Below are 14,100 nucleotides of genomic sequence, written 5' to 3' on the forward strand. Positions count from 1 at the left end.
GGGGGAAAGGGGCGCAACGCAGGGGGTTGCGGAGCCCCCGCCGCCGTGGAAAGGGCGCAGGCCGAAGGAGGAACCGCGATGCGCCCATTGATCGCCGGCAATTGGAAGATGAACGGGCTCGGAGCCGAGGGGGTTGCGCTGGCCCGGGCCGTGCGCGAGGGCCTGGGCGATGGAAACGGGGTGGACGTGCTGCTCTGCCCGCCCTTCACCCTGATCGAGCGGGTGGCACGCGCGGTCGCCGGCTCGGCGATCGCGGTCGGCGGGCAGGACTGCCACCCGAAGGCCTCGGGGGCGCATACGGGCGATGTGTCGGCGCCGATGCTGAAGGATGCCGGAGCGTCCTTCGTCATTCTCGGCCACTCGGAGCGGCGGGCCGACCACGGCGAGACCGATGCCCTCGTGCGCGCCAAGGCGGAGGCGGCGGTGGCTGCCGGGCTTACCCCGATCGTTTGCGTGGGCGAGACGCTCGCCGAACGCGACGCCGGTCGTGCCGAGGCGGTGGTCGAAGCGCAACTTGCCGGCAGCCTGCCCGAGGGCTTCGCTCGGGCCGGAGGGGTGGTCGCGTACGAGCCGGTGTGGGCGATCGGCACCGGGCGCACGCCGTCAGAGGCCGACATCGCCGCCATGCACGCCGCCATCCGCGCCCGCCTGGTCGCCCGGTTCGGCGCAGCGGGGCGGGGTGTGCGCATCCTCTACGGGGGGTCGGTGAAGGCGGCGAACGCGAAACCGATCCTCGCCGTGCCGGAGGTGGGGGGCGCGCTGGTCGGTGGCGCCTCGCTGCAGGCGGCGGAGTTCCTCGCCATCATCGCCGCCGCCCCCGTCGCCGTGGCGTGAGCAGAGGCGGGGTGGCGCGGCGGGGCAGGCGGCGCTAGAAGCGGCCGCGGCAGCCCGGGGTCGCCATGTTCACCGTCCTTCTCATCCTCCACCTTCTCGTCACCATCGCGCTCATCGTCGTCGTGCTCCTGCAGAGGAGCGAAGGCGGGGGGCTCGGCATCGGTAGCTCGGGGGGCTTGGGCGCCTTCATGGGCGGGCGCGGCACCGCCAACCTGCTCACCCGCACCACAGCCGTTTTGGGGACGTTGTTCTTCGCGCTCAGCCTCGCGCTCGCGCTCATCAATCAGAGCGGCCGCCAGGCGCCGTCCTTGCTCGATTCGCCCCCACCGACCGCGCCGGTGGCCCCGGCCCCCGCTCCCCCGCCGATCGTCCCGATCAACTGAAAACCCACGGTCGCCAGACCTGCGCGCGCCGCGGTTGTGGCGGTCGAGCGCTTGCGCGTATCAGGGGGGCCCATGACGCGATACGTGTTCATCACGGGCGGCGTGGTCTCCTCCTTGGGCAAAGGGATCGCGGCGGCGAGCCTCGGCGCGCTCCTGCAGGCGCGGGGGTTTCGGGTTCGGCTGCGCAAGCTCGACCCCTACCTCAACGTCGATCCCGGCACGATGAGCCCCTACCAGCACGGCGAGGTGTTCGTCACCGAGGACGGGGCGGAGACCGATCTCGACCTCGGCCACTACGAGCGATTCACCGGTGTCGATGCGACCAGGGCCGATAATGCGACGACGGGGCGTATCTATTCCACCGTCATCGCGCGCGAACGCCGCGGCGATTACCTCGGCGGAACGGTGCAGGTGATCCCACACGTGACGGACGCGATCAAGGAGACGATCACCGCGCCCGCCACCATGCCGGACGGGGGGGAACCGGATTTCGTCATTGTCGAGATCGGCGGCACGGTGGGCGATATCGAGTCGCTGCCGTTCCTGGAAGCGATCCGTCAGCTCGGCAACGAACTCGGTCCCGCCCGCGCCCTCTTCATCCACGTCACGCTCGTGCCCTGGATCGCCTCGGCGGGCGAGCTGAAGACCAAGCCCACCCAGCATTCGGTGAAGGAGCTGCTCAGCGTCGGCATCCAGCCGCAGATCCTGCTCTGCCGGGCCGATCGGCCGATCCCGGAGGGCGAGCGGCGCAAGATCGCGCTCTTCTGCAACGTCCGCCGCGAGGCGGTGATCCCTGCCCTCGATGTCGACACGATCTACGCCGTGCCGATCGCCTATCACCGCGAGGGGCTCGATTGCGAGGTGCTGCGCCACTTCGGCCTCGCCTGCGAGGAGGAGCCGGACCTTTCGGCCTGGGAACGGATCGTCGAGACCATCCGCAACCCCGAGGGCGAGGTGACCATCGCCGTCGTCGGCAAGTACACGGGGCTGCTCGACGCCTACAAGTCGCTGGCCGAGGCGCTCACCCACGGCGGCATCGCCAACCGCGTGCGGGTGAAGCTGGATTGGGTGGACAGCCAGATCTTCGAAACCCCAGGCGCGATCCATCGCCTCGAGGGCGTGCACGGCATCCTCGTGCCCGGCGGCTTCGGCGAGCGCGGGACGGAAGGCAAGATCGCGGCGGTGCGGTTCGCGCGCGAACGCCGCATTCCCTTCTTCGGCATCTGCTTCGGCATGCAGATGGCGGTGATCGAGGCCGCCCGGAACCTCGCCGGCCTCTCCGGCGCCTCCTCCACCGAGTTCGGGCCGTGCGAGCACCCGATCGTCGGTTTGCTCACGGAATGGACTCGCGGCAACGAGGTGGAGCGGCGCCAGGCGGGGGGCGATCTCGGCGGCACGATGCGGCTCGGCGCCTACCCTTGCGTGCTGCAGCCGGGGTCGCTCGTGCGCGCGATCTACGACGCCCCGCGCATCTCGGAACGCCATCGCCACCGCTACGAGGTGAACATCCGCTACAAGCCGATCCTCGAGGAGTCGGGGCTTCTCTTCTGCGGCATGAGCCCGGACGGCACACTGCCCGAGATCGTCGAACTGCCCGGTCACCCGTGGTTCGTCGGCGTGCAGTTCCACCCCGAACTCAAGTCGCGGCCGTGGAAGCCGCATCCCTTGTTCGCCTCCTTCGTCGAGGCGGCGGTGAAGCAGGCGAGGCTCGTGTGAACGCGCCCCTCACGCCCCCCATGGCGGCCACGCCGCGCACGGTGCGGGTCGGCAACGTTGCGCTGGGCAACCATCTGCCGCTCGCCCTGATCGCCGGGCCCTGTCAGATCGAATCCGCCGCGCACGCCTTCGAGGTGGCTGAGGCGCTGGTGGAGATCGCGGCGCGGGCCGGCATCGGGCTGATCTTCAAGGCCTCCTACGACAAGGCGAACCGCACCTCGCTCGCGGGCGCGCGCGGGGTCGGGCTCGAGCGGGGGCTCGCCGCACTCGCGGACATCCGCGCCAAGCTGAACGTACCGGTGCTGACCGACGTGCACACCGAGGAGCAAGTCCTGCGCGCGGCCGAGGTGGTGGACGTGATCCAGATCCCGGCCTTCCTCTGCCGCCAGACCGACCTGTTGCTCGCCGCCGGCCGCACGGGGCGGGTGGTGAACGTGAAGAAGGGCCAGTTCCTGGCACCATGGGACATGCGCCATGTGGCGGCGAAGATCGCCTCCACCGGCAACGAGTCGATCCTGCTGACGGAACGGGGGGTCAGTTTCGGCTACAACACGCTGGTCGCCGACATGCGATCGCTGCCGATCATGGCCGAGACCGGTTTCCCGGTGGTGATGGACGCCACCCACGCCGTGCAGTCGCCGGGGGGCGCGGGCGGGGCGTCGGGTGGTGATCGCCGTTTCGCGCCCGTGCTCGCGCGCGCCGCCGTGGCGGTCGGGGTGGCGGCGGTGTTCATCGAGACGCATCCCGATCCCGATCGCGCGCCGTCGGACGGGCCGAACATGGTCCCGCTCGCCGCGATGCCGGCCCTGATCGAGCGGCTGATCGCCTTCGATCGCATCGCCAAGCAAGGGTGAGCGAGCACGTGCGCGGCGTCAGCGCACCGCGTCGAGCTCGACCGCGACCTCGATGCGCCGGCCCTCGCGCAGGATCGCCACCGTCACCCGCGCGCCGGGGGTGAGGCGTTCGAGCAGCGCGATCAACTCCGCCGGTCGGCCGACCGCCTGGCCATCGATGGCGAGCAGGACGTCGCCCGGGCGGATGGTGCCGTCGCGATCGACCTGGGCGGGTCTGATCCCGGCCCGCGCCGCCGCCGAACCGGGCTCGACGCCGAGCACGAACACGCCCGTCGTGCCGGTGCGCTGCGCCAGGGCTGCGTTCAGCGCCTCGTCCACCCGCACGCCGAGGCCCGCGCGCACGTAGCGCCCGGTGGCGATCAGCCGCGGCACCACGCGATTGACGACGTCGATCGGCACCGCGAAGCCGATGCCCGAGAACGCGCCGGAGGGGCTGACGATGGCGGTGTTCACCCCGATCACGCGCCCCGCCGAATCGAGCAAGGGCCCGCCCGAATTGCCGGGATTGATCGCCGCATCGGTCTGGATCAGCCCCTCCAGCACCTGGCCGTCGGTGCGCAGGTCGCGATTGAGGGCCGAAACGATCCCGGTGGTCAACGTCCAATCCAGGCCGAACGGGTTGCCGATCGCGAACACGCTCTGGCCGACGCGGAGGTCGGCGGAAGTGCCGATCGGCAAGGGCTGCGGGCGGGCGAGCGCGACGCCGATGCGCAGCACGGCGAGGTCGTGCGCGGGGCTCGCGCCGACGAGCGCCGCGCGGTAGGACCGCCCGTCGGCGAGCCGCACGAAGGCCGCCGAGGCGTTGGCGATCACGTGGTGGTTGGTCACCACATGGCCGAACTCGTCCCAGAAGAAGCCTGACCCCGTGCCGCGCGGCACCTGCAGGGCGGAGCGCGTCCAGGGGTCGATCACCCGTTCCGTGGTCGTGATGTGCACCACCGACCCGCGCGCCGCCTCGAACAGCGCGACCGTCGCCTGCTCGATCTCGGCCAGTTCCCCGCGCGGTGTCACCACACGAGGCTCGGCGCGCTGGGCGAGGATCATCGACTGCAGCATCGGCGCCCACTGCCAGGCGAACGCGACCAGGATGGCGGCGAGGGTGATGAGGGAGAGGCGAAGCAGGAAGGCGGGACCGCTCATGGCGGGCGAAGTATGCCGAGGGCGGGCCCCTGCGGCCACCGCGCGCGGGGGCAGGGGTTGCCGGCGGTGGGGCGGCGCGCTACCGGGGCGCGGTTCTTTCCGAACGGAGCCTTCGCCCGATGACCGACACCGCGATCGCCGACATCGTCGCGCGCGAAATCCTCGATTCGCGCGGCAACCCGACCGTCGAGGTCGAGGTGATCCTCGATGGCGGGGCGACGGGCCGTGCTGCCGTGCCGTCGGGCGCCTCCACCGGCACGCACGAGGCGGTGGAGCTGAGGGACGGCGATGCCGCGCGCTTCCTCGGCAAGGGCGTACGCCGCGCGGTGGAGGCGGTGGAGGGCGAGATCTTCGACGCGCTCTCGGGCCTCGACGCCACCGACCAGGTGAAGATCGACGAGCTGCTGATCGATCTCGACGGCACGCCCAACAAGTCGCGCCTCGGGGCGAACGCGATCCTCGGCGTCTCGCTCGCGGTCGCCAAGGCGGCCGCCGCGGCGGTCGGGCTGCCGCTCTACCGCTATGTCGGCGGCGTGGCCGCGCGCACCCTGCCGGTGCCGATGATGAACGTGATCAACGGTGGGGCGCATGCCGACAACCCGATCGACATCCAGGAGTTCATGATCGTGCCGCTGGGCGCGGGCACGATCGCGGATGCCGTGCGCATCGGCGCGGAGGTGTTCCACACGCTGAAGAAGGAGCTCGCCGCGGCGGGCCACGCGACGAACGTCGGCGACGAGGGCGGCTTCGCCCCCAACCTCGCCTCGACGGAGGAGGCCTTGGGGTTCCTGGCGCGGGCGGTGGAGAAGGCCGGCTACCGCCTGGGCGAGGACGTCGCCTTCGCGCTCGATTGCGCGGCGAGCGAGTTCTTCAGGGACGGCCGCTACGTGCTGGACGGCGAGGGGAAGTCCTTCGACGCCGCCGGCATGGCGGACTGGCTGGGCGGGCTTTGCGCGCGTTTCCCGATCGTCTCGATCGAGGATCCCTGCGCCGAGGACGACTGGGAGGGCTGGGTGCAGCTGACGCGCGCGCTGGGTGCCCGCGTGCAGATCGTCGGCGATGACCTGTTCGTGACGAACCCGGAGCGGATCGCGCGCGGGGTCGAGCACGGGGCGGCGAATGCCGTGCTGATCAAGGTGAACCAGATCGGCACACTGACCGAAACGCTCGCCGCGGTCGAGGCGGCGCATCGGGCGGGCTGGCGCTGCGTGATGAGCCATCGCTCCGGCGAGACGGAGGACGCGACCATCGCCGATCTCGCCGTCGCCACCAATTGCGGGCAGATCAAGACCGGCAGCCTCGCGCGGTCCGACCGCACGGCGAAGTACAACCAGCTGATCCGCATCGAGGAGGCGCTCGGCGAGACGGCGCGCTACGGCGGCCGCCGCGCCATCCTCCGTCGCTGACGCGGCTTGCCCCGACGCGGCGCGGGGTGCTTTTCTCGCCGCCATGGCACTCGCGCGCGAGGTGAAGTCACTGCTGTTCGGCGTGATCCCGCCTCTGGTCGGGCTCGCGCTCGTCGCCTTCTTCGCCTGGCACACGCTGCACGGCACGCGGGGGCTGATCGCGCTCGCCCAGATCAAGGAGGAGATCGCGCGCGCCCGCACCGAGCTTGCCCGGCTGGAAGCGGAGCAGGCGCGGGCCGAGCGCCGCGTCTCCTCGCTTCGCCCCGGCAGCCTCGATCGCGACGCGCTGGATGAGCGGGCGCGGCTGATGCTGAACCTCGCCGCCCCCGACGAGATCGTCATCCCCTACGGCCCCGGCCGGCGCCTCTACTGATTTTTCTCCCGACCCGGCACCGCGCGCACGTTTCACAACGCAACGCGCCGGTTTCGCGATCGGGTGTTGCGCGAAGGCGGGCCGAAGGGAAACGCGTTCCTCGCGACTTGCCGGAAGCGGGCCGAAGCGGTTAGGTCGCCCCGGTGCGCGCCGCCGCGTTCGGGGAGGGATCATGGCCACGGCCGAAACGACAGGGAAGCGGAAGGGCAAGGTCGCGCTCGCGATGACGCGCGAGGAGTTGCTCGCCGCCTGGCGGATGATGCTGCTGATCCGCCGTTTCGAGGAGAAGGCGGGCCAGCTCTACGGCATGGGGCTGATCGGCGGCTTCTGCCACCTCTACATCGGGCAGGAGGCGGTCGTGGTCGGCATCCAGGGCGTGTTGCGCGAGGGCGATCAGGTGATCACCTCCTACCGCGACCACGGCCACATGCTCGCCTGCGGCATGGACCCGAAGGGCGTGATGGCGGAGCTGACGGGCCGCATCGGCGGCTACTCCAAGGGCAAGGGCGGATCGATGCACATGTTCTCCGCCGAGAAGGGCTTTTACGGCGGGCACGGGATCGTCGGCGCCCAGGTGAGTCTCGGCACCGGCATCGCCTTCGCCAACTGGTATCGCGAGAACGGGCATGTCTGCGTGACCTATTTCGGCGAGGGGGCGGCGAACCAGGGGCAGGTCTACGAGTCGTTCAACCTCGCCTCGCTGTGGAAGCTGCCCGTGCTCTACGTCATCGAGAACAACCGTTACGCGATGGGAACGGCGGTTGAGCGGGCGACCCCGACGAAGGACCTTTCGCAGCGCGGCGCGGTGTGGGGCATCCCGGGCCGTCAGGTGGACGGCATGGACGTGCTCAAGGTGCGCGAGGCGGCGGAGGAGGCGATCGCCTACGTGCGCAGCGGGAACGGGCCCTATCTGATGGAGCTGCTCACCTACCGTTTCCGCGGTCACTCGATGTCGGACCCGGCCAAGTACCGCACGCGCGAGGAGGTGCAGCGGATGCGGGAGGAGCGCGACCCGATCGAGGGGGCGCGCAAGATCCTGCTCGAGCACTACGGCGTGGGCGAGAACGAGCTGCGCGCGATCGAGGACGAGGTGCGCCGCATCGTGCAGGAGGCGGCCGACTTCGCGCAGGCGAGCCCGGAACCGCCCGAGAGCGAACTCTACACGGACGTCCTCGTCGAGACCGCCGCCTGAAGGAGGGGACGCGATGGCGACGGAAATCCTGATGCCCGCGCTCTCGCCCACGATGACGGAGGGCAAGCTCGCGCGATGGCTGAAGAAGGAAGGCGACCCGATCCGCCCCGGCGAGGTGATCGCCGAGATCGAGACCGACAAGGCGACGATGGAGGTGGAGGCGGTGGACGAGGGCGTGCTCGCCAAGATCGTCGTCCCCGAAGGCACGGAAGGGGTGGCGGTGAACAGCGTGATCGCGGTGCTGGATGGACCGCCGGCGACACCTGCGCCCAAGCCGGCCGCGGCCCCCGAACCGGCGCCCGTTCCTGCCGCGCCGGCGGTGGCGAAATCGGCCTCGACCGCGCAGCCGGCGGCCGCCGTAAACCCGTCCGAGGCCACACTCAGCGCTTACTCGGGCCCGACGGCGCCGATGACGGTGCGCGAGGCGCTGCGCGAGGCGATGGCGCTCGAGATGCGGCGCGACCCCGATGTGTTCCTGATGGGCGAGGAGGTCGGCCAGTACCAGGGCGCGTACAAGGTGAGCCAGGGCCTGCTCGACGAGTTCGGCCCCAAGCGCGTGCTCGACACCCCGATCACCGAACACGGCTTCACCGGGCTCGCCGTGGGTGCGGCCTTCGCCGGTCTGAAGCCGATCGTCGAGTTCATGACCTTCAACTTCTCGATGCAGGCGATCGACCAGATCATCAACTCGGCGGCGAAGACGCTCTACATGTCGGGTGGGCAGATCCGCTGCCCGATCGTGTTCCGCGGCCCGAATGGTGCTGCCGCGCGCGTCGCTGCCCAGCACTCGCAGTGCTTCGCCTCCTGGTACGCGCACTGCCCCGGGCTGAAGGTCGTCGCACCGTGGAGTTCGGAGGACGCGAAGGGCCTGCTGCGCGCCGCCATCCGCGACCCCAACCCGGTGATCGTGCTCGAGAACGAGGTGATGTACGGGCAGACCTTCCCCTGCCCGACCGACCCCGAGTTCGTGCTGCCGATCGGCAAGGCGAAGATCGAACGGCCGGGGCGCGACGTCACCATCGTCGCCTTTTCCATCTGTGTGGGCTACGCGATGGAAGCGGCCGAGAGTCTCGCCAAGGAGGGCATCGAGGCGGAGGTGATCAATCTCCGCACCCTACGCCCACTCGACGTCGAAACGATTTTCGCCTCGGTGCGCAAGACGAACCGGATCGTTTCGGTAGAGGAAGGGTGGCCCTATGCCGGTATCGGCGCCGAGATCGCCGCCCGGGTGACGGAAGCTTGCTTCGATTGGCTGGATGCGCCCCCGGTGCGCGTCACCGGCGAGGACGTGCCGATGCCTTATGCCGCGAACCTCGAGAAGCTCGCGCTGCCCAACGCCGCCAAGGTGGCGGCGGCGGCGAAGCGCGTTCTCTATCGCTGAGGCGGGGAGGGGAGCGATGCCGACCCAGATCCTGATGCCCGCGCTCAGCCCGACCATGACGGAAGGCACGCTCGCGCGCTGGCTGAAAAAGGAGGGCGACCGCATCCGGCCCGGCGAGGTGATCGCCGAGATCGAGACCGACAAGGCGACGATGGAGGTGGAGGCGGTCGACGAGGGGATCCTCGCCCGCATCCTCGTGCCCGAGGGCACGACCGGTGTGGCGGTGAATGCGCCGATCGCGGAGCTGGTGGCGGAAGGCGAGGCGGCGTCCACGGGATCTTCCGCGCCTCCTGCTGCGCCGCCCAAGCCGGCGACGGGAAGCGCGCCCGCTCCGGCCCTCGCTCCTGCCGCGGCGCCGGCCGCTGCGCCGCGCGGCAACGGGCACGACGCAACGGCGGCGGATCGTTCCCCGGACGAACGGCTCTTCGCCTCGCCGTTGGCGCGTCGGATGGCGAAGCTCGCCGGCATCGATCTCACCGCGCTGAAGGGCTCCGGGCCCGGGGGAAGGATCGTCAAGGCCGACATCGAGGCGGCGATGGCGAAGGCGGCCGCACCTGCGGCTTCGGCCGCTGCTGTTGCCCCCACACCACCGCCGGCTCCCGTTGCGCCGGCCCCGGCGCCTACTCCGTCTCCAGCGCCTGCGCCCGCCGCGCCACCGCCGATGGCGGCCCCGCACCGCCTGGTGCCGCATTCGACGATGCGCAAGGTGATCGCGCGGCGGCTTTCCGAGAGCAAGGCGAGCATTCCGCACTTCTATGCCTCGGTCGATGTCGAACTCGATGCTTTGTTGAAACTGCGGGCCGAGCTCAACGCCAAGGCGCCCGCCGAGGGGCCGGGTGCGTTCAAGCTCTCGGTCAACGACATGATCATCAAGGCCGCCGCGATCGCGCTGCGTCGCGTGCCCAAGGTCAACGCGTCGTGGCGCGAGGACGGGATGGTTCTGTATGACGACGTCGACATCGCGGTCGCGGTCGCCCTCCCCGACGGGCTGATCACGCCCATCGTGCGCCAAGCCGACCGCAAGGGGTTGGCGGCGATCTCCAACGAGATGAAGGACCTCGCCGCGCGGGCGAGGGCGGGCAAGCTCAAGCCCGAGGAGTTCCAGGGCGGATCTTTTTCCATCAGCAACATGGGCATGATGGGCGTGAAGGAATTCTCGGCCATCATCAACCCGCCGCAGGCGGCGATCCTGGCGGTGGCGGCCGGCGAGCAGCGGCCGGTGGTGAAGGGAGGGGCACTCGCCATCGCCACCGTCATGACGGTGACGCTGAGCGTGGATCATCGGGTGATCGACGGCGCGCTCGCCGCCGAGTGGCTCGGCGTGTTCAAGGGCATCGTCGAGGACCCGCTGCAGATGATGTTGTGAGAGCACGGGGGGGCGATGGGCCCCCCGGCCCCGTTGGTCGCGACGCGCGCCCCGACCGTCGGGAGGGGCGCCCTGACGGGGGGAGCGGGGGGCCCATCGGCCCCCCGAATCCAGGGAGACCACGATGGCGGATCGTTTCGACCTGATCGTGATCGGCGGGGGGCCGGGGGGATACGTCGCCGCCATCCGCGCCGCCCAGCTCGGCATGCGCGTCGCCCTCGTCGAGCGCGAGCACTTGGGCGGGATCTGCCTCAACTGGGGCTGCATCCCGACCAAGGCGCTCTTGCGCACGGCGGAGGTGAACCACCTCCTGCACTCCCTCGACTCCTTCGGGCTTGCCGCCGACAACCCCCGTTTCGACGCGAAGAAGGTGGTCGAGCGTTCGCGCAAGGTGGCGGCGCAACTCGCCGCCGGGGTGAAGCACCTGTTGCGCAAGAACAAGGTCACCGTGTTCGAGGGCCACGGCGCCCTGGCCGGGCCCGGAACGGTCGCCGTCCGTAACGATGGCAAGACGACGGAGCTGAAGGCGCCCCACGTCGTGCTCGCCACCGGCGCGCGTGCCCGCACCCTGCCGGGGATCGAGCCGGACGGAGCGGTGATCTGGACCTACAAGGAGGCGATGGTTCCCCCCAGCATGCCGCGCTCGTTGCTCGTCATCGGCTCGGGCGCGATCGGCATCGAGTTCGCCTCCTTCTACGCCGACATGGGGGCGGCGGTGACGGTGGTGGAGGTGATGCCGCGCATCCTGCCCGTGGAGGACGAGGAGATCTCGGCGCTCGCCCGCAAGGCCTTCGAGAAGCGCGGGATGACCATCCTGACCGGGGCGAAGGTGCAAGGTGTGCAGCGGAACGGGGAGGGGGCCCGCGTCGTCGTCGAGGACGAGGGCGGTGTCGTGCGCGAGATCGCGGTGGAGCGCGTGATTTCGGCCGTCGGCATCGTCGGCAACGTCGAGGGCATCGGCCTCGAAGGCACGCGGGTGCAGGTGGAGAAGAGCCACGTCGTCACCGACGGCTACGGTCGTACCGGCGAGCCCGGGGTGTACGCGATCGGCGACCTCGCGGGCCCGCCCTGGCTCGCGCACAAGGCCTCGCACGAGGGGATCGTCTGCGTGGAGGCGATCGCCGGGCTGAACGACGTCCACCCGCTGGACGTGACGAAGATCCCGGGCTGCACCTATTGCCGGCCGCAGGTGGCCTCGGTCGGGCTGACGGAGGCTGCGGCGAAGGCGAAGGGGCACGAGGTTCGGGTGGGGCGCTTCCCGTTCATCGGCAACGGCAAGGCGATCGCCCTCGGCGAGGCGGAGGGCCTGGTGAAGACCGTGTTCGACGCGAGAACCGGGGAGCTCCTGGGGGCGCACATGATCGGGGCGGAGGTGACGGAGCTCATCCAAGGCTACGCCATCGCGCGCGCGGGCGAACTGACGGAAGCCGAGCTCGCGCACACCGTCTTCCCGCACCCCACCCTCTCCGAAATGATGCACGAGGCGGTGCTGGCGGCGTACGGGCGAGCGATCCATTACTGAACGCGCCGCGCCGCCACTTGCCGAGACCTTCCCCCGCCGCCACCTCCCGCGCATGACGACCCGGATCGAGATCGACCACCGCCGCCCGCGCACGGGGGCGGAGCGCCACCCGGAGAAGGCGAAGCGCGAAGCGAGCGCGATCCCCCGCAAGCCGGCCTGGATCCGGGTCAAGGCGCCCACCCACCCCGTGTACCTGGAAACCCGCCGCCTGATGCGGGCGAAGAACCTGGTGACCGTGTGCGAGGAGGCGGCCTGCCCGAACATCGGCGAATGCTGGAGCCGGCGCCACGCCACCGTGATGATCATGGGCGAGGTCTGCACGCGGGCCTGCGCCTTCTGCAACGTCGCCACCGGCATCCCGGCCCCCCTCGACCCGGATGAGCCGCGCCGGGTGGCGGAGGCGGTGGCGGCGATGGGGCTCGCCCACGTCGTCGTCACCTCGGTCGATCGCGACGACTTGGAGGATGGCGGTGCCGCCCACTTCGCCGCCACCATCCGCGCCATCCGCGCGGCCTCGCCGGCCACCACGGTCGAGGTCCTGACCCCGGACTTCCTGCGCAAGGGCGAGGGCGCGATCGAAACGGTGGTCGCCGCCCAGCCGGACGTGTTCAACCACAACCTGGAGACGGTGCCGCGTCTCTATCCCACCATCCGCCCCGGCGCGCGTTACTTCGTCTCGCTGCGCCTGCTCGCGCGGGTGAAGGAGCTGGACCCGGGCATCTTCACCAAGTCGGGGCTTATGGTCGGGCTCGGCGAGGAGCGGGTCGAGCTCGTGCAGGTGATGGACGACTTGCGTGCGGCCGAGGTCGATTTCCTCACCCTCGGCCAATACCTGCAGCCGACCCCGAAGCACGCGCCCATCGCCCGCTTCGTGCCGCCGGAAGAGTTCGACGAACTCGCGGCTTTGGCCCGCGGCAAGGGGTTTGCGCTCGTCGCCGCCTCGCCGCTGACGCGGTCGTCCTATCACGCGGATCAGGATTTCGCCCGGCTTCGGGCCGCGCGCGACGCAAGTCTGGCCCGCGCGGGCTGACGATCACGTTTCCGCTTTCTTTCAGCCGTGTTGCGCCTAGATTGAGGCCGTATGCCGACCCACGCCCAGCTCAAGTTCCTGCCCTATCGGCCCGATCAGCTGTTCGACCTGGTCGCCGATGTGGGGCGTTATCCGGAATTCCTGCCCTGGTGTGTGGGCGCCCGCATCCGGCATCGGGACGAGCGTCTGCTGATCGCGGAGCTGATGATCGGCTTCAAGGTGTTCCGCGAGCGGTTCACCAGCCACGTCACGCTCGATCGCCCGCACGCCATCCACGTCCGCTACCTGGACGGCCCGTTCCGCTACCTGAACAATCACTGGCGGTTCGAACCGCGCGACGGCGGCACGATGATCGACTTCTACGTCGATTTCGAGTTCCGCTCGCGCGTGCTGCAGGCGGCGATCGGGGTGGTGTTCAACGAGGCGGTGCGGCTGATGGTCGCGGCCTTCGAACGCCGCGCGGCGAAGATCTACGGCGCCCCCCTTCCGCGCGGCACCGCGCCGGTGGCCACGCCGCCGCTGCCGACGCCGGGGACCTGACGGGCGAGAGGGCCGCGGCAGCCGCGAGGGCCGCCGCCCGGCCGTTTCTCAGGCGTTGCCCGTCTCGCGCTTCAGCCGCTCCATCTCCTCCTTCAGCTTGAGCTTCTCGCGCTTGAGCCGCGCCACCTCGGCCTCGTCCGCGCGCGGACGGCCGAGTTCGGATGCGAGCTTCTCCTCGAGGGCGGCGTGGCGGCCGCTCAGGGTCGCGAGCCGTTGCTGGACGTTCATGCGTCGCCTCCTCTCGCGGCCCGACCGTTCCGGGCCGAGGCGGGAGTGTGACGGAACGGTTTCGCCCTCGGCAAGCCCCAGGCCGCGATTTGACGCCGCCGTGACGCCGCCCCCGTCGACGACGGCCGGCTTTCG

The 14,100-nt window shown here is 70.6% G+C and carries 14 protein-coding genes; 12 read left to right on the forward strand and 2 right to left on the reverse strand.

The genetic code is table 11. From position 1 onward, the window contains the following. Positions 1 to 78 precede the first annotated feature (78 nt). The 4 genes from tpiA (at position 79) to kdsA (ending at position 3,787) form a co-directional block, all read left to right on the forward strand. Positions 79 to 834 (forward strand): triose-phosphate isomerase, encoded by a 756-nt coding sequence (gene tpiA / locus DWB05_RS01980; RefSeq protein WP_114376496.1) that lies wholly within the window; start codon positions 79 to 81, stop codon positions 832 to 834. 65 nt (positions 835 to 899) lie between these two features. Next, on the forward strand, positions 900 to 1,217 hold the full coding sequence (gene secG / locus DWB05_RS01985; protein ID WP_114374521.1) for a preprotein translocase subunit SecG: 318 nt from the start codon (positions 900 to 902) through the stop codon (positions 1,215 to 1,217). Between the two features lie 72 nt (positions 1,218 to 1,289). Then, positions 1,290 to 2,933: a CTP synthase gene (locus tag DWB05_RS01990; protein ID WP_114374523.1), complete on the forward strand. Its 1,644-nt coding sequence runs from the start codon at positions 1,290 to 1,292 to the stop codon at positions 2,931 to 2,933. Between the two features lie 20 nt (positions 2,934 to 2,953). After that, complete coding sequence (kdsA, locus tag DWB05_RS01995) at positions 2,954 to 3,787, forward strand: 3-deoxy-8-phosphooctulonate synthase (protein WP_114374526.1); 834 nt, start codon at positions 2,954 to 2,956, stop codon at positions 3,785 to 3,787. A gap of 18 nt (positions 3,788 to 3,805) precedes the next feature. Here the strand turns inward: kdsA and DWB05_RS02000 are convergent, their stop codons facing one another. Further along, positions 3,806 to 4,927 (reverse strand): S1C family serine protease, encoded by a 1,122-nt coding sequence (locus DWB05_RS02000; RefSeq protein WP_114374527.1) that lies wholly within the window; start codon positions 4,925 to 4,927, stop codon positions 3,806 to 3,808. 119 nt (positions 4,928 to 5,046) lie between these two features. On the opposite strand from DWB05_RS02000, the gene eno reads away from it, so the two are divergent. From eno to DWB05_RS02040, 8 genes are all read left to right on the forward strand, one after another. After that, positions 5,047 to 6,333 carry a phosphopyruvate hydratase gene (gene eno / locus DWB05_RS02005; RefSeq protein WP_114374529.1) on the forward strand — a complete coding sequence of 429 codons (1,287 nt, stop codon included), beginning with the start codon at positions 5,047 to 5,049 and terminating at the stop codon, positions 6,331 to 6,333. A gap of 43 nt (positions 6,334 to 6,376) precedes the next feature. Further along, entirely contained in the window at positions 6,377 to 6,706 is a 330-nt protein-coding gene (locus tag DWB05_RS02010) for an FtsB family cell division protein (protein ID WP_114374531.1), read from the forward strand. 172 nt (positions 6,707 to 6,878) lie between these two features. Next, positions 6,879 to 7,898 (forward strand): pyruvate dehydrogenase (acetyl-transferring) E1 component subunit alpha, encoded by a 1,020-nt coding sequence (gene pdhA, locus DWB05_RS02015; RefSeq protein WP_114374533.1) that lies wholly within the window; start codon positions 6,879 to 6,881, stop codon positions 7,896 to 7,898. A gap of 13 nt (positions 7,899 to 7,911) precedes the next feature. Then, positions 7,912 to 9,279 (forward strand): pyruvate dehydrogenase complex E1 component subunit beta, encoded by a 1,368-nt coding sequence (locus tag DWB05_RS02020; RefSeq protein WP_114374535.1) that lies wholly within the window; start codon positions 7,912 to 7,914, stop codon positions 9,277 to 9,279. A gap of 16 nt (positions 9,280 to 9,295) precedes the next feature. After that, positions 9,296 to 10,645: a pyruvate dehydrogenase complex dihydrolipoamide acetyltransferase gene (locus DWB05_RS02025; protein ID WP_114374537.1), complete on the forward strand. Its 1,350-nt coding sequence runs from the start codon at positions 9,296 to 9,298 to the stop codon at positions 10,643 to 10,645. A 124-nt stretch (positions 10,646 to 10,769) separates the two neighbouring features. Beyond that, complete coding sequence (gene lpdA / locus DWB05_RS02030; protein ID WP_114374539.1) at positions 10,770 to 12,167, forward strand: dihydrolipoyl dehydrogenase; 1,398 nt, start codon at positions 10,770 to 10,772, stop codon at positions 12,165 to 12,167. 52 nt (positions 12,168 to 12,219) lie between these two features. Then, the gene (gene lipA / locus DWB05_RS02035) at positions 12,220 to 13,197 is read left to right on the forward strand and encodes a lipoyl synthase (protein ID WP_114374541.1); all 978 of its coding nucleotides are present in this window, start codon (positions 12,220 to 12,222) and stop codon (positions 13,195 to 13,197) included. A 51-nt stretch (positions 13,198 to 13,248) separates the two neighbouring features. Next, positions 13,249 to 13,737, forward strand: a complete 489-nt coding sequence (locus DWB05_RS02040) for a type II toxin-antitoxin system RatA family toxin (protein ID WP_114374543.1) — start codon at positions 13,249 to 13,251, stop codon at positions 13,735 to 13,737. 48 nt (positions 13,738 to 13,785) lie between these two features. Here DWB05_RS02040 and DWB05_RS02045 read toward each other — a convergent pair whose 3' ends face one another. Further along, positions 13,786 to 13,965: a YdcH family protein gene (locus tag DWB05_RS02045; protein WP_114374545.1), complete on the reverse strand. Its 180-nt coding sequence runs from the start codon at positions 13,963 to 13,965 to the stop codon at positions 13,786 to 13,788. Positions 13,966 to 14,100: the final 135 nt, after the last annotated feature.

It is taken from the genome of Elioraea thermophila (ex Habib et al. 2022), assembly GCF_003336755.1.
GTDB lineage: Bacteria > Pseudomonadota > Alphaproteobacteria > Acetobacterales > Acetobacteraceae > Elioraea > Elioraea thermophila.

Coding starts and splice junctions, on each gene's coding strand:
- tpiA (WP_114376496.1), top strand. CDS start 79: ATGCGCCCATTGATCGCCGGCAATTGGAAGATGAACGGGCTCGGAGCC.
- secG (WP_114374521.1), top strand. CDS start 900: ATGTTCACCGTCCTTCTCATCCTCCACCTTCTCGTCACCATCGCGCTC.
- DWB05_RS01990 (WP_114374523.1), top strand. CDS start 1,290: ATGACGCGATACGTGTTCATCACGGGCGGCGTGGTCTCCTCCTTGGGC.
- kdsA (WP_114374526.1), top strand. CDS start 2,954: ATGGCGGCCACGCCGCGCACGGTGCGGGTCGGCAACGTTGCGCTGGGC.
- DWB05_RS02000 (WP_114374527.1), bottom strand. CDS start 4,927: ATGAGCGGTCCCGCCTTCCTGCTTCGCCTCTCCCTCATCACCCTCGCC.
- eno (WP_114374529.1), top strand. CDS start 5,047: ATGACCGACACCGCGATCGCCGACATCGTCGCGCGCGAAATCCTCGAT.
- DWB05_RS02010 (WP_114374531.1), top strand. CDS start 6,377: ATGGCACTCGCGCGCGAGGTGAAGTCACTGCTGTTCGGCGTGATCCCG.
- pdhA (WP_114374533.1), top strand. CDS start 6,879: ATGGCCACGGCCGAAACGACAGGGAAGCGGAAGGGCAAGGTCGCGCTC.
- DWB05_RS02020 (WP_114374535.1), top strand. CDS start 7,912: ATGGCGACGGAAATCCTGATGCCCGCGCTCTCGCCCACGATGACGGAG.
- DWB05_RS02025 (WP_114374537.1), top strand. CDS start 9,296: ATGCCGACCCAGATCCTGATGCCCGCGCTCAGCCCGACCATGACGGAA.
- lpdA (WP_114374539.1), top strand. CDS start 10,770: ATGGCGGATCGTTTCGACCTGATCGTGATCGGCGGGGGGCCGGGGGGA.
- lipA (WP_114374541.1), top strand. CDS start 12,220: ATGACGACCCGGATCGAGATCGACCACCGCCGCCCGCGCACGGGGGCG.
- DWB05_RS02040 (WP_114374543.1), top strand. CDS start 13,249: ATGCCGACCCACGCCCAGCTCAAGTTCCTGCCCTATCGGCCCGATCAG.
- DWB05_RS02045 (WP_114374545.1), bottom strand. CDS start 13,965: ATGAACGTCCAGCAACGGCTCGCGACCCTGAGCGGCCGCCACGCCGCC.